The following is a 23,796-nucleotide window of genomic DNA, read 5'->3' on the forward strand; positions in this document are numbered from 1 at the left end:
TATCCTCCTGGGTATGATTGTTAGTTAGTAACTAAACTCTCTTTCTTGTTTCTGTGTATCTACTAGACTCTATATAGTTCAAAGCTTGTTGGATAATGCATTCTTGTTCCTTCTTATGAACGATTGGATCGCCGCCTGCCGTACTTGAACGCTCCGGACGTCCAATGTAACCAACTGTCAGGCTGCCGGAAGCAAGATCAAAAAGTGTAGGGGCGATATAGTACCACGCGCCCATATTTTTCGGTTCTTCCTGTACCCAAATGATTTCCTTCAAGTTTGGGTAACGCATCAAGATTGCTTCTACTTTTTCCTGAGGAAATGGATACAATTGTTCGATTCGAACGATGTGTATCTCTTCTAAGCTTCGCTTTTCTTTCTTTGAGTCGATATCTACAGCCAAATCAATGGCCATCTTGCCAGTTGTTAATACTAAACGCTTTACCTTATCCGTCTCTTTTCCTAGCTCAGGCTGTTCCACAACTGTCTGGAAATGGCCTTCGCTTAGCGCAGTACCAGGAGAAGCGACAAACGGGTGGCGAAGCAGACTCTTTGGTGTCATAATCACCAATGGCCGAACAAACTCTGTGCCTAAGATGGAGGCTTGACGGCGTAAAATATGAAAATATTGGGCGGCACTTGTCAGGTTGGCAACTGTCCAGTTGTTTTCAGCTGCTAACTGTAAAAAACGTTCCGGACGGGCACTGGAATGTTCCGGACCTTGGCCTTCATACCCGTGAGGCAACAGGAGGATAAGCCCTGATTTTTGCCCCCATTTTGCTCTTGCGGATGAAACAAATTGATCATAGAGGGGTTGTGCTGTGTTGGCAAAGTCGCCATATTGTGCTTCCCATATGACAAGTGTTTCAGGAGCAAATACATTATAACCATATTCAAACCCTACAACAGCTGCTTCCGACAGCGGACTATTATGAACCGCAAACGAAGCTCGTGCTGCCGGAAGCTGGTGTAATGGTGAATAGGTATCGTTTGTTTCCGAGTCGTGGAGCACAATGTGCCGCTGCGCAAACGTTCCACGCTCAGAATCTTGGCCGGTTAGTCGAATCGGCGTACCATCTTTTAACATCGACCCAAATGCCAGCACTTCTGCTACCGCCCATTCTACTTTCCCGTTCTCTTCTAGTGCCTGATCACGGCGCTCCAGAATCCGCTTTAATTTTGGATAAACATGAAAACCTTCCGGCCATTTCAGCAAATCTTGGTTTAATTCACGAAGGGTATCAAGGGGCACACTTGTTTCCACCGGTGGAATTCCTTTGGAGATCACCCTCGGAACCTCTACTTCTGCAAAGGTTTCACTCTGCTTCTTCTCGGACACTTTGTCAAACTCAGCTTGCAACATTTCTTGCACGCTGCGATTAATGTGCTCCACTTCTTCTTGTTTGAGAATGCCTCTATTTTGTAACTGTTTGGAATACAGCGCTCTTACCGTTGGATGGATCGCGATTTTTTTATAAACCTGTGGCTGGGTAACCGCTGCATCGTCCATTTCATTGTGGCCAAATCGCCGGTATCCAACTAAATCAATCAAAAAGTCCTTTTGGAACCGAGTACGGTATTGATAGGCCAGACGTATTGCAGCCAGACAAGCTTCTGGATCGTCCGCATTTACATGTACAATCGGAATCTCAAATCCTTTGGCTAAGTCACTCGAATATCTCGTCGAACGAGAATCGTGGCTATCTGTCGTGAAGCCGACCATGTTATTGGCAATGATATGGATGGTTCCACCTGTTCGATATCCTTTTAGCCCGCTTAAATTCAAGGTCTCCGCTACAATTCCCTGACCCGGAAAGGCTGCATCTCCATGGACCAAAATCGCAAATGCACTCTTAACATCCTGCTTAGGGTAACCCGCATTTTTTCGATCTTCTTGGGCAGCTCTTGCAAAACCTTCGACTACCGGATCGACAAATTCAAGATGACTCGGATTATTAGCTAAGGTAATTCGTGCGCGAACGTTTCCGAGGCCTTCCATGAATCGATTTCGGCCTAAATGGTATTTCACATCTCCAGTCCAGCCCTCACTTATGTCGACTAAATCTTCTGACGGACCCTGTTGTTTGGCAGACGAGTGCTGAAATTCAGAGAACATTTTTCTGTATGGCTTGTTTAACACATGCGCAAGGACACTTAGGCGGCCGCGATGCGCCATTCCAATCACGACATTACGTGCTCCATCACCGAAACCTTCGTGCACAGCTCCATTCAGCATGGGTACAAGCATGTCAACGCCTTCAATGGAAAATCTCTTTTGACCGACAAAGGTTTTATGCAAAAATTGTTCAAATCCTTCAACCTCTGTCAGACTTTGTAACAAGTTCGTTTGTTCTTCTTTAGATAAGGTGCGATGCAAGGAACCTGTCTCCACCATTTGAGTTAACCATGCTCGTTCATCCATATGATGCACATGGTTAAATTCATAGGCCAGTGTGGAGGTATAAATACGCTTTAAATGGTTGATCGCATCCCATGCGGTTTGAATATCTGCTGGTGCTTCCTCCCAAACAATTTTGGATGGAATCGCTTTCAAGTCTTGCTCACTTACCCCATATTTTTCTGGATTAAACAACTCTTGATTTTGTAGATTCCCCTCTAATGGGTTCATGTTTGCCGCTAAATGACCGTTTGAACGAATTTCTTCAAACAGTTTCACCACTTTAAGTACTTTCTGTATATTTATGGAATTATTAGGATTAACAGATTCATGATTGAGGGTTTCTTCGGCATGACTTGACTCAAAAGACAAAGGTGAGCCCCATTTAATAAAAAGTTCTTTTAATTTTGGATCAATGGTGTCTTCACCGTTCGTGTATCGCTCATATTGTTCGATTACATATCCCAAGTTTGGACCATTAAATTTCCGCCATGGATTATGTTCATTTTTTTGTACTCCCATTCCCAATTCCCCCATTGTTGTGTTACTTTATATGTTTTGTTTCGGATTATATAGAGAAGTAATTATCAATTGCTTAAGGATAAGGATAATGTAATAATTGAAATAAATAAAATGTTAAAAAATTATATTAACCTATAAAAAATATTTATATCAGATAGATGGGTGGAAAAATGGATTACCGTGACTGGGAAATACTAAAGGTGCTATATCATCAAAAGAATCTTACAAAAACAGCTCGCCTCTTATTTCTTACTCAACCCGCATTAACGACTCGATTAAAGCATATGCAGGAAGAACTCGGCGTTAAAATCGTAACCCGTGAAAGCAGAGGCGTGCATTTTACCCCACAAGGAGAATATCTTGTTCATTGTGCTGAGGAGGCCCTTGCTCATTATGAAAAGATTAAAGAAAATGTCCAAAATATGAGTAATAACGAAAGTGACGAAGTGGTAGGTACGCTGAAATTGGGGGTATCCAATTTTTTCGCGAATTATGAACTTCCCTATGTTTTGAAATTATTTAAAATGCAATATCCACATGTGGAATTCAAAGTGGTTACAGGGTGGAGCAGAGACGTAACTCAACTTATACACAATAAAGATGTTCATATTAGCTTTGTTCGGGGAGACTATGGTTGGAGGGGATTATCAAAACATCAATTATTTGAGGAAAACATATGCATAGCATCAATGAATGGGATTGATATAATGGATCTCCCTCGTCTTCCTAGAATCGAATATAGAGGAGATTATCTATTAAAATCAGTAATTGATCATTGGTGGGCTGAAAATTATGCACAAGCGCCCTTTATCAGTATAGAAGTCGACCAAGTTGATACGTGTAAGGAAATGGTTATAAATGGATTAGGCTATGGCATCTTGTCAAGCAGGGTACTTACCGGTATAGAAGATTTACAAAAAATCCACCTACTTGATCAAGAAGGAAATCCTATATTGCGTAGAACGTGGATGTATTACCATACAGAATCTCTAGAATGGAATGTAGTTAAGGCGTTTGTACATTTTATCGAAAATTTCGACTGGAAAGACAATTGAATAATTTAACAGACTTTAAATTTATATTGGATATCAAAACTGCAGTTTAGGTATGTCACCATTGTCAAATGTAGGAAACTGCAAACATTCATTTACATGTGAAAAACTAATTCGTTTAGCCTACCTTTACGGGAATTCCTAATACAATTTTAAAGGTCTTAAAGAATTTAAAAGTAAATTTACTTCCGATTGGGACCCAAAATATATAGCTTACAAAAAACCTTACTTCCAGTTACTTTTTTACAACTACTTTTTCTGATCAACTATAAACATAGTTCAATAGAAAATAAGAAAAGTAAAAATAATTCTATTAAAAATGCTATCACAAAATGGCGTTTTGAATGACCATAATGAGAGCTGCTATGATGATTGTAAGTAAAGAACTATTTTTAAAATTTATTAAATACAGTGTTGTGGGCTGCATAAGCGTGCTCATTTATTTTCTTTCCGTTTTCGTCCTAGTTGAACTTTTTGACATAGGACCTATTTTCGCATCAACACTTTCCTTTATCATCATGACGTATATCTCATTTCTATTAAACAAAAAATATACCTTTGGCAGCGACTTCTCCTACAATCAATTGTTGCGTTTTCTCATTGTTTCTGCCATTGGTTTCACCTTGAGACATCTCAATCTTTTTGTTCGGAAGCTTCGTATGATTTAACCGCACCTCCGAGTACCGGTCTTGCCGTTTAACCCAAACATGTTCTGCGGGCATGCAGTACCGGTAACGGAAATTCAGCGGTCGGTAACGGATAGTCTTTAACCTCGAAGCTGGCGTCCCAACCCCTAAATTATAGATATGTGCCCATTCTTCAAGCTTGCTCTTCCTCTCCTCCTAAAATTCTTCCAACCTTACATACAGGATGTTGTTACAGGCTTATATTCAAGTCCTTCGATTCGGTCCTGATGAGTATATACATTAAACCCCTTGCCACGGATAAACCCTACGGCTGTGATTCCAAGTTCATCTGCCAAATTGATCGCGAGATTGGTTGGCGCAGATTTTGAAAGGATAATCCCGACGCCAATCTTCGCTGCCTTGAGTAAAACCTCTGATGAGATCCGGCCGCTAAAGGCGATGATCTTATCTTTTAATGGAACTCGATGAATTAAGCAGTACCCAAATAATTTATCTAGAGCATTATGTCGGCCAATATCGGATCGTGAAATCACGACTCCATCACTTGAACATAATGCAGCATTATGAACACCACCCGTTTGTTGAAAATGGGAGGAACCATCCTGCATTTGCTTCATTAACTTATGGCATTGCTCCGGTGTAATTGTAAACCTCGTCATAATCGTTTTCGCCGTTTTGACATCATTTTGAAAGTAGAATTGTCTTCCTTTGCCACAACAGGAACCAATAAATCGTTTCGAATGGAAATCCTTTTTCACTTTGTTCGGATTGACTAGGTCGACATAGGCAAATCCTGTTTCGGCATCAATGTGAAGAGCTTTAATATCTTGAAATGCACGGATCATCCCTTCGGAAGCCAGAAAGCCAACGACTAATTCTTCTAACTCAGAGGGGGTGCATACCATCGTTGCAAATTCTTCCCCATTTACCATGATGGTTAAGGCTGATTCGACGGCGATATCATCCTCTTCCTCAATAAAGCTTTGTCCATTATATCTGACAATATTTTGAGAAGTAGTGATTTCCTTTGACACAGGCACTGTCGCTCCTTTCTATTGGAAAAATTAACTGACCTCTGTTTCCAGGTCTGGAATTGGTCTTTCTACATATTCTGTATCTTTTCTCGCATTGTAGCGTTCTGCTTTTTCCACATGGACGGTGATATTGTAGTCAGGAATACCCGCAAATTTCTCATACCGTCCGCGCGGTAACAAGAAGTTTCCTTCAGGAAAATGGACTTCGATATTGCCTGGTGCGATATCGACAAACTTGGCGCGTCCTTGGAAGACGCCAAAGCCATTGTAGACGACAATTCCTTCGCCTTCTGCAATACTTAATTTCTGCCCATCGACTGGACTCATTAATACATCATATCGTCCGGCTCCGTTCAACGGATCAACTTCCTTATAGACCATTGAATTAAATTGTTTACCTCGACGTGAGGTCACAATAAATTGCTCAGGTTTTTTATTTAAATCGGGAATGTCGACTGGGATTAAGCTGCCTCTGCCATCTGGTGTTGGGCAAATCCCGTCTTCACATAGCCATGCTCCGCCCCATTGGAAGACATCTCCTTGATTTTTCAAATGTTGAATGCCGTCATAATCCGGGTTCCCTTTCGCGATTTCATCACGAATCGACTGTCCATCAGAGAAATCCACTAAGTGAGCGGTTTCTGGTTTTACACGTTTGGCTAAATCAATATAAATCTTCCACTCAGCACGGGCTTCAGTTATCGCATTTTTGTTCCCGTGAATTTCTGGGGAGAAGTAGACCATCCGCTCTGTCGAGGTACTTGTTCCGCCACCTTCTTGCTCATAACGTGTTTTTGCCGGCAAGACAATGACTGCTTCCTTGGCATCAACTAACGTTGAAGTGTTTAAGATAATATCCTGGTGTACTCGAATATCAAGTTGAGATAATGCTTTTTCAATAAAGTCCGGATCTGGCATCGTTTCTAAGAAGTTTCCGCCCGATAAATAATACAATTTCACTTTTCGCTCATGGTCTTCTGGAAGGACAATGTTCTCAAGTGTAACACCGACAATATCACCCTGCCAGTTCGGAAGCTCAAAGTCCCACAGCTTTTCAATTCGTTCCACATTTTTTGCATCCCAGCCGCCGCCAGGGAGAACGAACGGGTCCGCCCCCATTTCACCACTACCCTGCACACTTGAATGTCCACGAAATGGCATTAAGCCGGCATATTTACGTCCGAGGTGTCCACGTAAAAGAGCAAGATTGGCAACTTGAGATATATTATCTGTCGCAAAGGAGTGCATCGTTAGACCAAGTGCCCAAGCATAAACTGCATTCTTGCTGTTTGCCAATAGCTCCGCTAGCTCAATGATTCGTTCTCTAGTTACACCAGAAGATTCAACGATTTCTTGCCAGGATAGCTCTTGAACTTTTTTCTTAAGCTCGGCATAGCCATTAACATGCTTAGCTACGAACTCATGATTTATAGCAGAACCAAATGCTTTGTCTTCCATATCGAACCAGTGCTTCATAATTCCGTGCATAAAGGCAATATCTCCACCAATGTTCACTTGATAGAAATCATCTGCCAATTTTGTTCCGAATAATGCAGACTCCGGATTTGATGGGATCCAGTATTTATCCATTGCTGGTTCACGGTAAGGATTGACGACGATGATCTTGGTCCCTTTTTTCTTTGCTTCAAGCATATATTTTGATGATACAGGTGATGCGTTTGAGGCGACGCTTCCCCAGAACAATAATACATCTGTTCCGATCCAGTCGAGATAGTTAGAGGTAGATGCACCGACACCAATCGAACGCTTTAAAGCGGTTTTACTTGGCGCATGACAAATACGTGATGCATTATCGATGTTATTGGTCCCTAAGAAACGGGCTACTTTCGCTGCTACATAGTAACTTTCATTTGTAATCCCGCGAGCTGTTAGATAAAAAGCATATTGCTTCGGCTCTAATGTTTTCATCTTGGCTGCAATCATACCCATTGCATCATCCCATGTGATGCGGGAGAATTTCCGCTCTCCTTTTCGGCGAATCATTGGGTATGGGATGCGCCCAAGCTTACGAAGCTCTGTACTATCATACTTTCTTAGTTCATCAATATCAGCATGGAGGATTTCTGGCTTAATGGCAGGCATGGTATTTAGCCTTAGAACATTTAAGCGTGTGGTACAAAGATGCGGTCCGTCAAGTGTTTGGTCATGTAATCCCGATACCCCAAGGGCACACCCGTCACAAACTCCTTTTGTAATGATATTGGTGGCATATCCGATATTATCTTTATTATCCCAAGCAATTTTCATCGTATCGCGAATATGCTTTGGTTTGATTTTTCCGAGTCCAAAAGGAATTGGACTTACCCAATGTTTGGGAGCTGGTAGCTTTGATTTCTTCTGTGGTCCTGGATGTAGTGTTTTTCCCATTCTCATTTCCTCCTCTAGTCAAAAAAATCCATAAAAAAACCACCAAGGAGAACCAAGTTTATAAAACAAGGTTGTTTACTCCATGGTGGTTAGTCTTTAACAGGTTCGCTGTCAAGTGCCAACGAGATATAGTTGGGTAATTGGGATTACAATTAAACTTTAAACTTTTCCTCAAGATCTTGGTCAAACACGAAGATTGACATTCCCTTGTCCTCTTCAATATCGATATCAACAAAGACACAAATAAAATTCGCACCAAGAAGCTCTTCCATTTCCTGAGGATGATTTTTCTTATAAATCTCTTTTACCATTTCGGTACGAGCCGAGCGCAGCATTTGTTTTCCATCTTCAGCCGTTGCAATAAATTTTTCGATTGGAGATAAATTTCCCTCTAGCTCACAAATGGCCCAGTTCTTACAGAAGGTTGTTCTCACTTGACTAGGACCTTTTCCCATATGTCGTTTTCTGTAGGCGCGAACGATATTACTAAATTCTGCTTCATATTTATTCACTTACGTCATCTCGCTTGCATTCATAAGGTTTTCACTATGTTCATAGTGTTAATTCTATAAGTTTAGTCTTTAAATTGCAAGAAAAGTTATCCTACCTTATTTTGCAATTCAGTTTGATTTTGTATTTGATTTTTCTTTAATTTGTTAATGTCTAAGCGGATCAACAACGAGATGATAAACGCAGCCACAAACAATCCAGAAAAGAACGTTAAGCTGCCAGAATAACTACCGGTTGTGTCTTTAATCCATGCTGCAAATAATGGTCCAACAAGACCTGCCGCAGCCCAGGCTGTTAAGATGTATCCGTGAATTGCCCCTAATTGCTTCGTACCAAATAGGTCGCCAATATAAGCAGGAATGGATGAAAAACCTCCACCGTAGCAGGTATAAACCACAATCAGCAATCCAATAAATAACCATTTAGTCGATACATCAGGTAATACGAAGAAAATCACCATTTGCAAAATGAAAAATGTTGTATAGGTGGCGGGTCGTCCAATAATATCTGAAAAACTAGCCCAGCCAATTCTTCCTAACCCATTAAAAATTCCGATGGCTCCAACCAGTGCTGCTGCTTGTGCCATGTCAATTCCGATACTTTCCATTGCAAGCGGCTTGGCTACTGCTAAAATCGCAATACCACATGTAATGTTAATAAACAACATCAACCATAAATACCAGAAACGCTTCGTTTTAACCGCTTCATTCGCCATTAATTGTGATAAATCCATATTCGGCTTTGCTTTTCCACTGTTGATTTTGTCTTGATAACCCTCAGGCAGCCATCCTTCCTCTGGCTTTTCCAGATATAAGGAAGAAAGAAGCATAATCACAAAATAGGAAAGACCAAGAATATAAAAAGTATTGGCTACCCCCACTGCTTCAATCAGCATATTCATAATCGGACTGCTGATTGCCGCTGCGAAGCCGAAGCCCATAATCGCAAGCCCAGTTGCTAAGCCTCTTCGGTCAGGGAACCATTTAATAAGTGTTGAAACAGGCGCAATATAACCTACACCTAGACCGATGCCGCCTAGTGCCCCGTAGAAAAAGTACAATAAGGGTCTTGATTCTAATGCTACAGCAAGACCTGACCCAGTGATACCAACTCCAAAGAAGATTGCAGCCAATAGCCCTGCTTTCCTTGGTCCGTATTTCTCTACAAAATGTCCTAGAAATGCGGCCGATAAACCTAAGAAAAGAATCGCAATACTGAAGGTCATGGCCACCTGTGAGTCGGACCAGCCAAACATTTCTTTAAGTGGTGCGGTAAAGTTACTCCATGCATACACGGAGCCAATGGAAATATGAATTCCAACAGCAGATAAAGCAATTAACCAGCGATTTTTTTTCGTTTTCATTCTCTTTCATTCTCCCCTTAGAAATCATTTCTATTATTATTGTGAACAAAAATAAAAAACCGTTGTAAGATTCCTTGAGCTTTCTGAATGTTACAGAAAACTAGAAATCAATACAACGGTTCGCCTTTAACAGGAGCGCTGTTAAGTACCAACTGTTTATAAAAAGATAGGATTCTAGATTTAACCGATTAACAGGATCGCTGTTTCGTATTAAACCTTCCATAATAATTATAATGAATATTATCTTTCACAAATTGTTCACAATTTCTTTTTCTTACTATATCATGGAAGCGAATTCAGTACAACCTTTTTAAAAAATGAATAAGAAAAAATAGGAACCCAAGACAAAAACATATTTTTGCTTTTCCTAGAATTTATTGTGAGCTCTTTATCACTCCTAATGCTTGAACCATAACTCATCCTACAATTTAAGAAGAAGTTAGTTTAAGGAATTCTTCTGCATCTTTTACGCATAATTCCATTCCTTTTTCCCAGAATTCCTCTGAAGAAATATCTTCTCCTAAATGTTTCATCACTAAATCTTCCACAGTCATACTTCCTGAATCACGAAGTAAGGCTAAATAATCTTTCTCAAAGTCTTTCCCTTTCTCCTTTGCCTTTGCATAAATGCCCAATGCAAATAAATACCCAAACGTATATGGGAAATTATAAAAAGGCGATTGAGTAATATAGTAGTGTGGTGTCCAAACCCAAGAATAAATGGAAGGTTGTTCTAGGGAGCCAGCATACGCCTCATTGATTGATTCTTCCATTAACTGATTTAGGCGATGGGCTGAAACAATACCTCCAGTACGTTCCATGTAAAATCTCTGCTCGAATAAGAACCTCGAATGAATATTCATGAAGTTCATTACACTGCGTTTTAATTTTTCATCCAGTATAAATAATTTTTCTTCTTTGGAATTTGCCTTTTTCATAGCACCATCAAAAATAATCATTTCGGAGAAGGTTGAAGCTGTTTCAGCAATACTTAATGGATAACGCTTATTCATCCCCTTAACAGACTTCATGGCATGATTATGGAAAGCATGCCCCAGCTCATGAACAAGTGTTAACACATTTAAAAAAGTACCGCTAAATGTCATAAAAACTCTTGATTCACCTGTGAGTGGAAAACCAGCACAAAATGGAATAGCGGACTTATTTGGACGATCTTCGGCCTCTATCCAACCTTCATTGAAAGCTTGCTTAACGAAGCCTTCTAATTCGGATCCAAACTGACTAAAATGTTCTGTTATTAGTGAAGCAGCTTCCACGAATGTTATCTCTTGCTTACTATTTGTAACAGGAGCCCAAAAGTTATGAGCCTTCATACTAGAGTCGCCTATCATTTCCGCTTTTCGCTTCAAGTAATTCGAGAAAGGTTGTTTATATTTACTGACCACTGTCCACATCGTATTCAGCGTTTCTTCCTTCATTCTGTTCTTTTTCAAAGGATCTTCTATTACACTTTTTATCCCGCGTTTGTTATTTACCTGTATCCGAAAGCCAGCAATGTGATTTAGTATTTTACTGAATAATTCTTCTTTCTCTTTCCATATAGATTCTAATACATAATGAGCTTCCTTACGGACTTCTTCATTAGGATGCGACCGCAAGTTAATGGCTTGTCCAACTGATAGATTCTCTTCTTTTCCATTTATATGAATAGTTACGATAATACTACTTATTAAATTATTATAGAAATGTCCCCAAGCATGGTATCCATCAACCATTAAATCAGAAATCAAATTTTGCTCCTCTTCTGACAAATTCCTATCCGCATTTTCACGCCATTCGTTTAGAATAAATCTATATTCTTGTAATTCTTCGGTTTCTAGTAAACTTTCCCAAACATCTTCCTTTGTATATGTTAATATCTTCTTTACTTTCGATAATTCCTTTTCAAAACGAGATTCTTTTTGAGCAATTTTGCCTCGTAAACTAGCAGCATCTTGATCCTTTGGATTTTGTGCAAGGAGACAAATGATAAACGAATTAGCTTGCGATAAGTACAAGCGAATGTTTCCGATGTTTTCTATTAAATGTACCACTTTGATTACTTCATTTGTTGAAAGTGGGGTAATAAATGAATGAAGACTACCTTCTAGTTCATGTACAAGATCTTCTAATCGATTCATATGATCTAAAAATTGACTTGATTTGCCTTCCCCCATAAAGACCTTATCTAAATTCCACACTTTCGGATAGCTTATTTTCTCCATTAGAACCTCCCCTAATATGTATGCTTCATAATAAACGAACATATATTCCTATCATAGCATATTTTAGAGGTAAAAAATTCCTTCAATAAAAAAGACATTGATATTTTTTAGATCAATGTCTCTTTTAGGTGTCTGGACTTTTATCGGCAAAAAAGAGGGATGCTATGCAATAACAGGTTCTGTTTCCTATCGTAAACAGTTTACATTTTACTTAAAAACTGTATGCAATAAAACCTAATCATTCTTATTATATAAACAATGACATGAATGCAGGCTTTTTTTCATACTATATTTTTGGGAGGTGCTGAAATGCCAAGAGTTAGTGCTAGAAGTCATGAAATAGATGAAATGGCAAGAATGATGAGAGCAGAAGCAGAAGGCGAAGGAAAGCAAGGAATGTTATATGTTGGAAATGTAATAATAAATCGTGTTGTAGCAGAATGCTTAGATTTCAAAAGTGTAAACAATATTCATGATGTAATATTTCAAGTACAAGGAGGAAATTATTCTTTTGAAGCAGTGCAAAAAGGGAATGTATTTTATCAAAGGTCAAGAACTTCTGAAAGAAGATTAGCACAACAAAATATTAATAATTGGAGAGATCATCCTGCGAAATATGCTCTTTGGTATTTTAATCCAACTGCGCCAGGGTGTCCTCCTACATGGTACGATCAACCTCATTCTGGTCAATTTAAAGAACATTGTTTTTATGAACCAAAACCTGGAACATGTGATAGTGTTTATAGAGGTTAAGCTTACTCTTTGAGTAAGCTTTTTTACATAATTAGAATATTTACACAAAATAAAATAATCCTTTTAGTAATAGTTTTTATCCAAGAAAACAAGATTATGAAATATTGTACTTAAGCTACGGGTAGCAGTAGTTCAACGAGCTACCAAAAATGGATATGAAAAATAGCTCAGTATAGTGAAACTGAGCCATTTTATTTTTAATTGCAAAAACAGATACAAAAGGCAGTACAAATTTGATTACATTTTAGGGTTTTGTGATAGGAAACGGACCCGTTAGCTATGCAATCCCTCTTTTCCTATCAATTCAGATCAATTCTAAAAACGAACAAATCGTTAAGATCCCTTTATCAAAGTTTTCTAAGTTAAAATGTTCATTCGGTGCATGAAGATTTTCATCTGGCAGCCCGAATCCCATTAAGACAACAGGCGTATTTAGCGTATGGCTGAAATCCGATACAATCGGAATGGAACCCCCTTCTCTTTTATAAACCGGTACTTTTCCATAAACCTGTTCATAGGCTTCAGCCGCTTTTTGAATCATCGGATCATCGATTGGGGTTAGGAATGGATTACCTGTATCTTGAAGGGTCACGTTTACCCTGCATCCTTTTGGTGCTTGCTCTTCTAAATGCTTTTTGATCAAATCCTGGATTTTTTCTGGATTTTGATTATTGACTAGACGGCAGGTGATTTTGGCATGTGCCTCGTTCGGAATGACGGTTTTTGTACCTTCCCCCTGAAATCCACCCCATATGCCGTTTAATTCTAATGTTGGCCGGGAACTGATTTTCTCATTATAAGGATAATTTGTTTCCCCTCCTGTTAATTCCGATAAGCCTAACTGTTTTTTTAGCTTTTCTTCGTCAAAGCCCAGTGCTTTAATTTGTTCCTTCTCAAATTCTGTCAATTCTAAAACATCATCATAGAACTGATCCACATTTACCTTTCCGTTTTCAGCATGAAGAGTAGAAAGCAGCTTTACTAATAAATGGTTAGCGTTCTGAACTCCCCCGCCGAACATGCCTGAATGCAAATCGGTATTTGCCGTTTTAAGGGAAACCTCAAGAGCACACAGTCCTCTTAAAGAATATGTAATCGCTGGAACTCCTCGATCCCACATATCAGAATCGGAAATAATCACCACATCACAGGCTAGCTTTTCTTTATTTTCGGCTAAAAACTGAGGAAGATTGGGACTTCCGATTTCTTCTTCTCCTTCAATGCAAAATTTTAGGTTTACCGGTAATTTATTTTCTAATTTTAGTAGTGTTTCAACCGCCTTAATATGTAAGAATGTCTGCCCTTTGTCGTCTGTTGCCCCTCTGGCATAGATTTTTTCATCACGGATGTCTGGTTCAAACGGAGGCGTTTCCCATAAGTGAATTGGGTCAACGGGCTGGACATCATAATGACCGTACACTAATACAGTTGGCGCATTTTCTTGATGAAGCCAGTCTGCATAAATAATCGGATGACCTTTTGTTTGTACGATTTCAACATTTTCCATTCCAATGTTTTCTAACTTATTGGCGATCCAGGAAGCTGCTTTTTGAATGTCATCTTTATGCTCAGATAAGGAACTGATGCTTGGAATGCGAAGTAATTCTTTTAATTCCTCAACATTTTGCTGATGATGCTTGGATACAAATTCGGATAATTGACTCATATTCTCACCTATTCTTTTTTATTTTCAATTCTATTTTACACAAAAATGAAGAAGACAATAGAAAACTAGCTCTCAAAAAAAGGAGAGAGTTTTATTTGAACATATTTAAAGTTCCTACACTACAAGATTGTATCAAGGGAATTTAGACCGTTTGTTAGCTTTTTTCCCCAGCATGGTAACAGAAAAAGACGATATCACAAAAACAGATGTCAATTCTTTCTATAACGAATAATGAAAATCATTTTATAAATCCAATAAGGTACTGATATAGTTCTTCTAACTCTTGTTCCTTTGCAACAATGCAATTGGGATATTGTTTAATTTCTGCAATACTCGTTATTTTAAAATCATTTGGTGTAGGCAGACCAGAAGCACAGATCACCATATAATCTGCATTAAAAATCAATCCTGTCAGAGCGGACATTTTGATTGTCATCTGACCCATCGCTCTACCAGCAAACAATCCTTTCATTGCACTTTTTCCGCCTGATCTTTCAATTACGATTTGATGCTCATTCACCATTACTTTTGTGCCAGATGTAAAGTCGAATGTTTTCATGATTTTATCTCCTCCCACTTTACTATAGTGGTTAGATTTTCCATAATCTATGATAATTATCATCGTTAAACAATACGCTAAGATAAATTGTAGACATGTATTTTTCTCACATGATGGACTTACTTCTTTCAAACAGCTTGTTTCCTAAATGGAGCAAGTTTCGGTGCTAAACCAATTACCATATCAACTCATACATGACGATAATCTGGTAAATAATCCTCAACTCGACAAAGAATACAAGCCGAAAACCCATCTGCCAGCTTAATAGCTGCTAGTGGTCTCCTAGTTTCTGGATGTAAGATGGAAGTCGTTTCAATAATATGTCCCCAGTAAGGAAGGTCAATTGACAGTCGCCGGATAATCTGACGGATATAATCATCACTTACCTCTTGTCCGCATCCATTGGAAGTAATTTCTTGCAACTCCCTATACGTCCTAAAACCTGTAGTTGTTACTATTCCATATAAGGTATAAAAAGCCTTTGGATTTAACGAGATCGGTTCGAAATCTTGAAAGTGGATTTCCATTCCGTGATCGGATCTTTTTAATAGTACTTGGTTTCTATTAAGTTTAAAGTTGATAAATTCATATTCTCCGATCTTTTCTTCTGTTCCATTTTCAATTTTCCGGTAAAACATTTTGTTAAAGATCTCTTCATCTAGAACGAGAATCTCATTTTTATACCTCTCTATTCTATCGATCTCCAGTTCTGTATACACACTATCCTCAATAAAATTAATCTCCTGAATGGCTTCTTTTGCTATTTTGATGCCGCAATTGACCATAAACATGTTCGCAAGCATTCTCTGGGTATCATTTAATTCTTCTTCCAGCGAACCGTCCAATGCTTTTTCAAAAAAGGAAATGGCTTTCGTATATTCCCTGTTTCGATAATAAAGATAGCCCAGGCGATAATTTGCAACAGGATGGTCTTCCTGCATATGCAGTGCTTTTTCTAAATATCTTTTTGCTATTTTCGGGTCAGGCTTATCCGCCATTTTAAAATACTCTCCCTGGGAAACAAATAAATTCACCAGTTTCTTGGTTATTTCCTTCTCGAGGGTTTTATCTCTTTGTTTTCTAGCCACTCCCAGTATTTCTTTTAATCTTTTTTCTTCCATAAACGGATGGATATCATCATCAAAGTCCCTCATTTTCCATTCACCTCTATATGAAAAATTCCCTTTTACTTTGTCAATCTCCTTCTTTTCTTGATGTGACAGTCTGTCACGACTGCCTTGCTATACTTCGATTATAAACAAAGAGGAGATGATGGGCATGATAAACAAAGAAATTTTATTGGCAAGACACGGACTACAAAAAGAAGATTTGATGAGATCCATAAATGGTGAAGTATGTAATGCTGGTAAACTATTGATTGGTACAGGGAAATTGTCTCAAGAAGTCAATGACAAGATTACAGATGAAGATTTTATTTTCTTTCTACAAGAATCTGCTAAAACCATCGATTCCCCTGGGCGAGGAATGCTGATTGATCCGGTCCTTGGCGATTTGCCTCTTACTGATTTTGATCCCTATATCCGTGGAGTGATCCGCTGGATGAACGAACTTGGTATTTATACGTTTGGCAGCTGTGACGGACATGGCAGAGGCGAGGCAAAGATTTTTCTAAAGAACTACCCGAATGGAAAGCAACTTGAGCTATTGAAGGCTGCCATACCGCCAAGTCTACGTATCAGAATGGAAGGCAAACATATCCGAGTATTCTATCCCAAGAAAGGACAGTCACTGTTACTTGAATTCGCTGAAAACCTATATCAAGTTTGGAAAAAACCAAGTTTTCTAAAGGATCTTCAGGCAAATCATTTTAAAGGTTTGCTACTAGAGTGCTTAAATGTACCGGGTGTAAGCACCGACGAAAAAAGATTTCGTTCAAGGCTGCGAAATAAATTGTCCACTCTTATCGATCATTCCTTTATCGACCGGAAAGGTAATCTTCTCGGGTTTGTGGAACTTGGAGATGGCCCCACTGTTCTGCTATCCGCTCATTTGGATACCGTTGAAGAAATTGTCGAAGGAAGAGAAATTATTGAAGAAAATTCCATTCTTAGAAGCTCAGAAGGAATTCTTGGAGCCGATGACCGAGCAGGAGTTGCAGCGATTCTCGCAATCCTTTCTAGAGTTAAAAAGACAAATTTTAGCGGAATCTTGAAAGTAGCTTTTACGGTAGAAGAAGAAATTGGCTGCCTTGGATCTCGTGCAATCGACGAGAATTTTATCGAGGATGTGGATGCCGCGATTGTGATTGACCGCCGTGGAAATAGGGATATTGTTACATCGTGGAGTAACTATGTACCGTTTTGTCCAGAAGAGTATGGTAGATTATTTGAGAAGGCAGGCCAATTAACTGGAATGGACGATTGGAAGATCACTCCAGGTGGTATTAGTGACGCGATGGTTTTTGCGGAGTACGGCATCCCTTCTGTTAATCTATCAGCCGGCTACCAAAATGAACACAAAGAAACGGAAACAGTGAATTACAAGTCGACATTCGAAACGGTTTTGTTGGTGGAATCGGTGCTACATCACCAATTGATTAAACAAAATAGTAACCACGTTATGGAATGGAAGTAAAGTTTTCAAGACTTTAAGAAAAAAATCCAATAATAATAAGCCGTTTAACATAGGAGATATAACTTAAATGTTAAACGGCTTTTTCTCTATATGCTTAAACAAATGTGGCGCTAGTTCAATTACAATTTCCAGATTCGATTTACTTCTTTTAGTGTCGTTCCATTAAAAGTTAATTTATAAATGTCTGGCATATGAAGTTCTTTCCAAAAAGTAAAATCATATTTTTTATCAAAGAAATTCATGATTAGAACCATTATATTACCGTGTGTTCCTACTATAATGTTTTTACCTTCATACCTTTCTAAAACCTTTAAAGTTGCTTCAACTCCTCGTTTCTGTGCAATAATATTGGATTCTCCGCCTTCCCAAGAAAAGGCAGGTTCCTCCCAAACTTTAGTGACAGCTAAAGCAAAATTCTCAATAGGACCTTCAGACAGTATCCGTTCCTTAAAACTATTCTCAATTATAACTTCTTTACCAAAAAAATCTGCGACACCTTCGACTGTTTGAACTGCCCTTTTGTATGGACTTGAAATCACATAATCTATATTTTCCTTTTTTAGAATTTGAGTAATTAGTTCTGCGTCAGTTTGACCTTTTTCTGATAAGGGTCTTCTTAATTCATCAGGTGTATATGTTGAATGAGCGTGTCGTACGAAAAAAAGGTTAGTTAGCAAATTTAGCCTCTCCCCTATTAATTCCTTATTACTCTAAAAGGATAAATTCAACATATGTAGTTATTTTCCTTCTTTCCCGAACCTGCTCCTTTACTTCAATAAGAAAAAGCAATTAGTGAATGAAGGACAAAAAAATCCCTTTCTTATTAACAGAAAGGGAAAATCAAATTTTATTATCTTAAAGCAGATGCAGCCATTCTGATATAAGTATGCCTCTTACCCCTAACCGTAATCGAAAGGGTTTGAATATTTTCAGGTAATGCCATACCAGAATACCCCGCATCCCCGATATGAAAAATATCTACTCCTGCTCGTTTCGAGCTTAACGCAATTGCACGGATTGTTTCTTCATCTGCACCTTCTTGACTGGTGCCAATTGCCGCTAGGGTTAACGCCCCTTTACTTTTAACGTTTTCGATTGCATGAGCAAGAGTTTCCTCACGAACACCAGGGACGGTTCCTGGTGCGGGGAAGAGAATGACGTCTGCCCCTGCGTCTGCAAAGCGAGAAAATGCATCTAAATCAAATACGCTTCCTGCCGTTCCAGCATTATGCATTTTCCCCGCTATGATCAGCCCTCCAAAATGTTTATTCGCCAATGTAATCGCCTGTTCAATTTTCTCATTGGTCACCCCTGATTTTGGGTTACCCGTTAAACAAATAAAATCACAACCCAATTGCTTTGCCATTGCAAGTGAATTCTCAGTTGCTGTACGTCCTTCCGGCAATGAATGTAATTTTTCTAAGGAGTTCGCATTCGCATCAACAGGTTCAAGATTAATGCCGACTGGCAGGCCCGTTAGTTCTTTGATTTTATGTATGATTTTTTCATCTACTTCACTGCCTGAAACATTGGGTTGAAAAATGCTGTATGAATCCACACCATTTACTTTAGGGTTCATCACATCGAACAAGTTCAGTAATATCATATCCGCTCCGAATGCCTTCATCACTTCCGGGTTGGAAACCTCAGGAAGCAAGGGTTGTGATGTCACGACCGTTTCAGCCAATATCGTTCTACCTTCTGCTGCACGAATTGCCTGTTTTAAATCTTCCCTGCCCATTTGCCGAAAATCAGAACCTCTACAATCTAATATCCTTTTCATTTCATTCACCTCTTTTATTTATTCTGTTATCTTAGTATTTCAACAGGAGATCATTCCCTCAATCTCTTTTTATAAAAATGTGAAATTGGAAGACGGACCAAAACTTTTGGTATTTTGTGATGTTAATCACCATTCTCATAAGTCTTTATTTCTTTCACTGCCCAATCCAATATTTCATAGAAATTCTTTCTAGCTTCTTCCGTTTTTAATTTTTCCCATGAAAACGAAGGACGTTTGTTTAAGCTATCATCTGTAAGTTCAACACCCAATAATACTTTTAATTTTGATTGGAACTCCATTCTCTTTTCCAAATCTGAGAATGGCGGATGAAACTTCAAATGCTGAAATTGGAGTTCAAATGCACCATATGTCCACATACAAAATAGATTATGACTATTTATACCATCATATAAAAAGAAAATAGAGCCACTTTTTTGACCCTGCCCATACCATATCCGATAAGTGCCGCTTGAAAGATGATTGAAAATATCCTGGTAGACTTCTCTTGCCTCACTTCCTAGTTTATTGCTAATTTCATTCATAAACAAATCTTCATTCCATTGGTGCTTTTGTGCAGGCTTCCTCGTTAGTATGGCATTGGAGGTTAAACCAATCACCTGCGGTACAAGTGTTTTTAGATTATTTTCTACATTTAGGTATTGTCTAATTTCAATACCTAGGACCTCGGATTTTGTCATCTGGTCATTCATAAACTCAATGATTCTTCTTAGTTCCTCTGGAATCTCATCTGCTACAAATAACATTCGGATTACACCATTACGCAGATTCTCCTGAACCTTGGACCAGAATTCTTCAATGTCAGCCTCGTTTTCTGCTTCAATGCCTAGTAAATCGTTCAGAACCTGAATCGAATTTTTCCCATCTTTTACATACTTTTCAATAAAAGCAGATTGAATGGATTCCATTGGCCAGTACTTGGTGGCATTTGCTGCATAATCCATCATCTGTCCCACGACTTCTCTTCGAATTCGGGTATCTGAGCTCCGCTTTACCTCAATGAATGTCGGAATACTGTCCTGATCAATGAAGAAATGATCAATGCGCCATTGGGAAGTTGCGTTCATTCCCGAGGGTATCCCAAACTCTCTAGCAATTGGCAGCCATCTTCTTGGGTTATCCCGATTCATTTGATCACCCGCAAGCAGATCAGGATAGCTATCTAAAAGTTTTTGAAGAATCTCCTCCGAGTCGTAAGACGTCTCTTGCATTTTCAGTAACTTGTTATCTTCCTTGATAATAAAAATACTGCCCTTATGCATCAACCTGACCTCCATTCCAATCGATCTTAATACTTGACTCGCAATAGGGTAATATAAGCAGCGACCGCCTGCTTTTTACACATTTCACCTCTCAAAACTTATACTAACACTATTTTTGTAATAATTTTATCTTACCAAAATATTGAAAGGTTACCTACTATTGACTTATTGTACGAGAATAAAGGCACCGGATACACCGCTGCCTCTTCATGACTTATACCACTAATATGAAAGATTCTGCTTCATTTTATTGTTCATTATATAAAGCCTTTTTCCATTTCTTATAGAAATAAATAATAAAGATCGAAATAGAAACAATACCTAACCATACAATCCCAAGTTTAAGATTTCGCTCTTTCCTGCCTTGTTCAAAATGTTTCCGGTATAGTTCTTCTCCACCGTTATCACTTACTTCATACGGGATATCCAATGTGTTCCCTTTATTCCCTTCATGATAAGCTTGCTCATTATAGGTTGTAATCCCCGAGTTGTCATGCATCACATCATGTAACTTTCTTACCCAAAAGAAATTTGTCATTTTAAAAATATGGAATATCCTACAACAATTCACTTTAACGTGTTAGGATAGGAATGTACGTTCTGAAACAGGAGAGTTAAAATAACATGTTAAAGAATAAAGAAGATTTAATAAAACTAATCCGCAGCGATGAAATAATGATGGAGATTATTATGATTGTAAGCACACTGAATTTACCTGACTGGTGGATATGTGCAGGATTTGTGCGTTCAAAAATCTGGGATACACTGCATGGATTTAGTGAAAGAACTGAGCTCCCAGATGTCGATGTCATCTATTTTGATAACAAAAACATGGATGAGAATTTTGAAAAAGAATTAGAGAAAAATCTAGTAACTATGATGCCTACTATACCTTGGTCCGTGAAAAATCAAGCAAGAATGCACATCATGAATGACCTTCCTTCCTATACTTCTTCGGAAGATGCTATTTCGAGGTTTCCAGAAACTGCAACAGCTCTAGGAGTGAAACTCGATAAGGAAAATAATTTAGTTCTTACTACTCCCTGGGGGTTAGATGATGTTATCAATTTAGAGGTGAAACCGACTCCCTATTTTACGGAAACTAAAGAACTAGCTGCCATTTACGAGGAGCGAATTAAAAGAAAGAATTGGAAGTCTATTTGGCATAAGATTAAAGTCCACCAACTCCATTTGTAGAATGCCTCCCGAAAACCGAATGATAACAGACAGTATAAAAAATAGCCTAGTCCCAATGAACTAGGCTGTATACTTTATTTATTTCGAAGGGTTATAGAACTAATACCCTCTCTATGATAGTAAAATACAAATAGCTTATTTCACGATTACCATATAAACCGTAGTTTGATATCCTATATTGCTGTTCTACGACGATATACCACCAAATTAATTGTATTTAATAGGATGGTAACGGTAAGAAGAACTATTGAAGCGGTCACCGTGGCACCCGTAGTGTCCATAAGTGCAGTCTAATCCTTACTCTTTACTAGGTGATAGTGATAATAAATCTGGAAACATAACGAAATAGCACACGAACTTATGCTTACTATGGAAAAAATGGCCCATTTCTTATGGTTATGCTTTTCATTTCTTATTAGATTGATTATAGGAAGTATCCAAGCAATGAGTCCAAGTATAAGACTACCAAGATTAAATAAACCAATCATATCTATTCCCCTTTTTATTTATTGTATAGTCTCCTGTACACGTATCAAAAATAGAAGATCACGCTCAGTTTAGTCATGTAAATAGTGGTTTTCGAGTTGAGACAAAACTTGCTTGTTGAAAGGGAAATTTCCTAATTGTACTTCTTCTTTTAACTTTGCTAGTGCATTAACAGCCTCATTCTTTAATTCTACTGGATAGTTATATTTAATACTATTTAACTCAAATTCATCCTCGTCCACTACTTTCCAATCTTTATTCTTTTCCTGAATATAATCTAAATCTAAATCAATAAAGCTTATTTCACCATTATGAAAGTCGGATGGTTTTGCTACATTACAATATGCAGAAACAACCTTTCCCTCTTCAATTTCCAACGCAGCAGTGAACCATTCGCGTAAAGAAAAAAATTCTAATGAGGTGTTATTGACAGTAAATACCTTATTTTTGGTATGATGAACCAATTTCCGGCCAGGTTTACATAAGACGAGTACATAATCTGGAGTGTGGCGAAGTAGTTCGCCTTCCCACTCATAGTGGAGAATATCAGGGTATTTAAGAGCCTTAATTTTTATAATTTTACTCAATCTAATCATCCTCAATCATATATTAAACTTTTGGTATTCATATATTTTACTATAAAACTAGCTATATTTTCCAAAAATCCCCCTTTCGTATTTCGGAGAATCCTTTTTTTGAAGTAGATTAAATACTTAAAAAGTATATTTTGTACCGAACCCCTTTGTATGTTAATACTAAAAATACCCATATTATAGGTAAGAGAATATTTAGAGGATGATTTCCGATGTTATATATCTATAATGATTTCGCTGGGACCCACTCCACTGCTTTGGCAGCTGCCTACCATTTGAAACAATTGCCGCAATCAGAAAGAAAACTGACGAAGGAAGAAATCCTTCATGTCCCATATTTTAATCAATTAACGAAAAAGGATTTTGGAAAACTTCTTTTTCATGGAATTGATGAGGAAGGTAACTCCGTTTATACCATTGGACGTAAACGAAACAAATATGTGGTGCCTGCAATGCAAGATTTGGCGTTGGTCTTTCAGAAAAAATTTCATGTAAACGAAAAGCTTGTCTTTTCAAATACCTCCCCAACTGTTCCTTTGGCCATGTCCCTTGGGGGATTGTTTTCAAGAAAGCTGAATATTGATGTCATTGGCGTCCCTTTATTAGTGGTCGGTGCCAAACAATGCTGTGATAATATTTACCGGTTGGTGGAGAATACGAAGCATGTCGCTGCCACCTCTCCCAATGAAAATGTGATTATTTTAGAAAATGAAAAGTACAAGTAAAACTACTAAAGGTGAGGAATCAT

At 38.3% G+C, this 23,796-nt stretch carries 20 protein-coding genes; 6 read left to right on the top strand and 14 right to left on the bottom strand.

Going from position 1 to position 23,796, the window contains the following annotated elements; translation table 11 throughout:
* Positions 1-31: 31 nt before the first annotated feature.
* Positions 32-2,917, bottom strand: coding sequence for a 2-oxoglutarate dehydrogenase E1 component (locus tag QUG14_RS04235; protein WP_289339289.1), 2,886 nt, complete (start codon positions 2,915-2,917; stop codon positions 32-34).
* A 170-nt stretch (positions 2,918-3,087) separates the two neighbouring features.
* Here QUG14_RS04235 and QUG14_RS04240 point away from each other — a divergent pair, with 170 nt between their 5' ends.
* Positions 3,088-3,972, top strand: a complete 885-nt coding sequence (locus QUG14_RS04240) for a LysR family transcriptional regulator (protein ID WP_289339290.1) — start codon at positions 3,088-3,090, stop codon at positions 3,970-3,972.
* A 341-nt stretch (positions 3,973-4,313) separates the two neighbouring features.
* Entirely contained in the window at positions 4,314-4,637 is a 324-nt protein-coding gene (locus tag QUG14_RS04245) for a GtrA family protein (RefSeq protein WP_289339291.1), read from the top strand.
* Positions 4,638-4,828: 191 nt separating this feature from the next.
* On the opposite strand, the gene fdhD is transcribed toward QUG14_RS04245, so the two are convergent.
* The 5 genes from fdhD to QUG14_RS04270 all read right to left on the bottom strand — a co-directional run bounded on the left by fdhD (position 4,829) and on the right by QUG14_RS04270 (position 12,136).
* A complete protein-coding gene (gene fdhD / locus QUG14_RS04250; RefSeq protein ID WP_289339292.1) occupies positions 4,829-5,650 on the bottom strand; it encodes a formate dehydrogenase accessory sulfurtransferase FdhD in 822 nt (273 codons plus the stop codon).
* A 30-nt stretch (positions 5,651-5,680) separates the two neighbouring features.
* Positions 5,681-8,038 carry an FdhF/YdeP family oxidoreductase gene (locus QUG14_RS04255; protein WP_289339293.1) on the bottom strand — a complete coding sequence of 786 codons (2,358 nt, stop codon included), beginning with the start codon at positions 8,036-8,038 and terminating at the stop codon, positions 5,681-5,683.
* A 152-nt stretch (positions 8,039-8,190) separates the two neighbouring features.
* Positions 8,191-8,550: a Na-translocating system protein MpsC family protein gene (locus tag QUG14_RS04260; RefSeq protein ID WP_283955610.1), complete on the bottom strand. Its 360-nt coding sequence runs from the start codon at positions 8,548-8,550 to the stop codon at positions 8,191-8,193.
* Positions 8,551-8,636: 86 nt separating this feature from the next.
* Positions 8,637-9,911, bottom strand: a complete 1,275-nt coding sequence (locus QUG14_RS04265; RefSeq protein ID WP_289339294.1) for an L-lactate MFS transporter — start codon at positions 9,909-9,911, stop codon at positions 8,637-8,639.
* Between the two features lie 428 nt (positions 9,912-10,339).
* On the bottom strand, positions 10,340-12,136 hold the full coding sequence (locus QUG14_RS04270; protein ID WP_289339295.1) for a M3 family oligoendopeptidase: 1,797 nt from the start codon (positions 12,134-12,136) through the stop codon (positions 10,340-10,342).
* A 309-nt stretch (positions 12,137-12,445) separates the two neighbouring features.
* Here QUG14_RS04270 and QUG14_RS04275 point away from each other — a divergent pair, with 309 nt between their 5' ends.
* Positions 12,446-12,889 (top strand): cell wall hydrolase, encoded by a 444-nt coding sequence (locus QUG14_RS04275; protein WP_289339296.1) that lies wholly within the window; start codon positions 12,446-12,448, stop codon positions 12,887-12,889.
* Positions 12,890-13,193: 304 nt separating this feature from the next.
* Here the strand turns inward: QUG14_RS04275 and QUG14_RS04280 are convergent, their stop codons facing one another.
* The 3 genes from QUG14_RS04280 to QUG14_RS04290 form a co-directional block, all read right to left on the bottom strand.
* The gene (locus tag QUG14_RS04280) at positions 13,194-14,555 is read right to left on the bottom strand and encodes a dipeptidase (RefSeq protein ID WP_289339297.1); all 1,362 of its coding nucleotides are present in this window, start codon (positions 14,553-14,555) and stop codon (positions 13,194-13,196) included.
* Positions 14,556-14,793: 238 nt separating this feature from the next.
* Positions 14,794-15,114, bottom strand: coding sequence for a hypothetical protein (locus QUG14_RS04285; protein ID WP_289339298.1), 321 nt, complete (start codon positions 15,112-15,114; stop codon positions 14,794-14,796).
* Between the two features lie 188 nt (positions 15,115-15,302).
* Positions 15,303-16,268, bottom strand: coding sequence for a tetratricopeptide repeat protein (locus tag QUG14_RS04290; protein WP_289339299.1), 966 nt, complete (start codon positions 16,266-16,268; stop codon positions 15,303-15,305).
* A 124-nt stretch (positions 16,269-16,392) separates the two neighbouring features.
* On the opposite strand from QUG14_RS04290, the gene QUG14_RS04295 reads away from it, so the two are divergent.
* The gene (locus QUG14_RS04295; protein WP_289339300.1) at positions 16,393-17,709 is read left to right on the top strand and encodes a M20/M25/M40 family metallo-hydrolase; all 1,317 of its coding nucleotides are present in this window, start codon (positions 16,393-16,395) and stop codon (positions 17,707-17,709) included.
* A gap of 119 nt (positions 17,710-17,828) precedes the next feature.
* Here QUG14_RS04295 and QUG14_RS04300 read toward each other — a convergent pair whose 3' ends face one another.
* The 4 genes from QUG14_RS04300 to QUG14_RS04315 form a co-directional block, all read right to left on the bottom strand.
* Positions 17,829-18,386 carry a histidine phosphatase family protein gene (locus QUG14_RS04300; RefSeq protein WP_289339301.1) on the bottom strand — a complete coding sequence of 186 codons (558 nt, stop codon included), beginning with the start codon at positions 18,384-18,386 and terminating at the stop codon, positions 17,829-17,831.
* Between the two features lie 173 nt (positions 18,387-18,559).
* The gene (locus QUG14_RS04305) at positions 18,560-19,492 is read right to left on the bottom strand and encodes a DUF7916 family protein (RefSeq protein ID WP_289339302.1); all 933 of its coding nucleotides are present in this window, start codon (positions 19,490-19,492) and stop codon (positions 18,560-18,562) included.
* A gap of 122 nt (positions 19,493-19,614) precedes the next feature.
* A complete protein-coding gene (locus QUG14_RS04310; protein WP_289339303.1) occupies positions 19,615-20,772 on the bottom strand; it encodes a PDDEXK family nuclease in 1,158 nt (385 codons plus the stop codon).
* A gap of 247 nt (positions 20,773-21,019) precedes the next feature.
* Positions 21,020-21,274, bottom strand: coding sequence for a hypothetical protein (locus QUG14_RS04315; protein WP_289339304.1), 255 nt, complete (start codon positions 21,272-21,274; stop codon positions 21,020-21,022).
* A 122-nt stretch (positions 21,275-21,396) separates the two neighbouring features.
* Here QUG14_RS04315 and QUG14_RS04320 point away from each other — a divergent pair, with 122 nt between their 5' ends.
* Complete coding sequence (locus tag QUG14_RS04320) at positions 21,397-21,969, top strand: nucleotidyltransferase family protein (protein ID WP_289339305.1); 573 nt, start codon at positions 21,397-21,399, stop codon at positions 21,967-21,969.
* Between the two features lie 557 nt (positions 21,970-22,526).
* Here QUG14_RS04320 and QUG14_RS04330 read toward each other — a convergent pair.
* Positions 22,527-23,042: a DUF402 domain-containing protein gene (locus QUG14_RS04330; RefSeq protein ID WP_289339306.1), complete on the bottom strand. Its 516-nt coding sequence runs from the start codon at positions 23,040-23,042 to the stop codon at positions 22,527-22,529.
* A gap of 218 nt (positions 23,043-23,260) precedes the next feature.
* Between QUG14_RS04330 and QUG14_RS04335 the strand changes: the two genes are divergently transcribed.
* Entirely contained in the window at positions 23,261-23,773 is a 513-nt protein-coding gene (locus QUG14_RS04335; protein ID WP_289339307.1) for a DUF3189 family protein, read from the top strand.
* The last annotated feature ends 23 nt before the right edge of the window (positions 23,774-23,796 follow it).

Source organism: Neobacillus sp. CF12, from assembly GCF_030348765.1.
Taxonomy (GTDB): domain Bacteria; phylum Bacillota; class Bacilli; order Bacillales; family Cytobacillaceae; genus Neobacillus.

Excerpts from the sequence above, each read along its gene's own strand:
- QUG14_RS04255 (WP_289339293.1), bottom strand. The coding sequence starts at position 8,038 with ATGGGAAAAACACTACATCCAGGACCACAGAAGAAATCAAAGCTACCA.
- QUG14_RS04270 (WP_289339295.1), bottom strand. The coding sequence starts at position 12,136 with ATGGAGAAAATAAGCTATCCGAAAGTGTGGAATTTAGATAAGGTCTTT.
- QUG14_RS04320 (WP_289339305.1), top strand. The coding sequence starts at position 21,397 with ATGTTAAAGAATAAAGAAGATTTAATAAAACTAATCCGCAGCGATGAA.
- QUG14_RS04235 (WP_289339289.1), bottom strand. The coding sequence starts at position 2,917 with ATGGGAGTACAAAAAAATGAACATAATCCATGGCGGAAATTTAATGGT.
- QUG14_RS04285 (WP_289339298.1), bottom strand. The coding sequence starts at position 15,114 with ATGAAAACATTCGACTTTACATCTGGCACAAAAGTAATGGTGAATGAG.
- QUG14_RS04290 (WP_289339299.1), bottom strand. The coding sequence starts at position 16,268 with ATGAGGGACTTTGATGATGATATCCATCCGTTTATGGAAGAAAAAAGA.
- QUG14_RS04275 (WP_289339296.1), top strand. The coding sequence starts at position 12,446 with ATGCCAAGAGTTAGTGCTAGAAGTCATGAAATAGATGAAATGGCAAGA.
- QUG14_RS04295 (WP_289339300.1), top strand. The coding sequence starts at position 16,393 with ATGATAAACAAAGAAATTTTATTGGCAAGACACGGACTACAAAAAGAA.
- QUG14_RS04280 (WP_289339297.1), bottom strand. The coding sequence starts at position 14,555 with ATGAGTCAATTATCCGAATTTGTATCCAAGCATCATCAGCAAAATGTT.
- QUG14_RS04335 (WP_289339307.1), top strand. The coding sequence starts at position 23,261 with ATGTTATATATCTATAATGATTTCGCTGGGACCCACTCCACTGCTTTG.
- QUG14_RS04265 (WP_289339294.1), bottom strand. The coding sequence starts at position 9,911 with ATGAAAACGAAAAAAAATCGCTGGTTAATTGCTTTATCTGCTGTTGGA.
- QUG14_RS04245 (WP_289339291.1), top strand. The coding sequence starts at position 4,314 with ATGACCATAATGAGAGCTGCTATGATGATTGTAAGTAAAGAACTATTT.
- QUG14_RS04305 (WP_289339302.1), bottom strand. The coding sequence starts at position 19,492 with ATGAAAAGGATATTAGATTGTAGAGGTTCTGATTTTCGGCAAATGGGC.
- QUG14_RS04310 (WP_289339303.1), bottom strand. The coding sequence starts at position 20,772 with ATGCATAAGGGCAGTATTTTTATTATCAAGGAAGATAACAAGTTACTG.
- QUG14_RS04240 (WP_289339290.1), top strand. The coding sequence starts at position 3,088 with ATGGATTACCGTGACTGGGAAATACTAAAGGTGCTATATCATCAAAAG.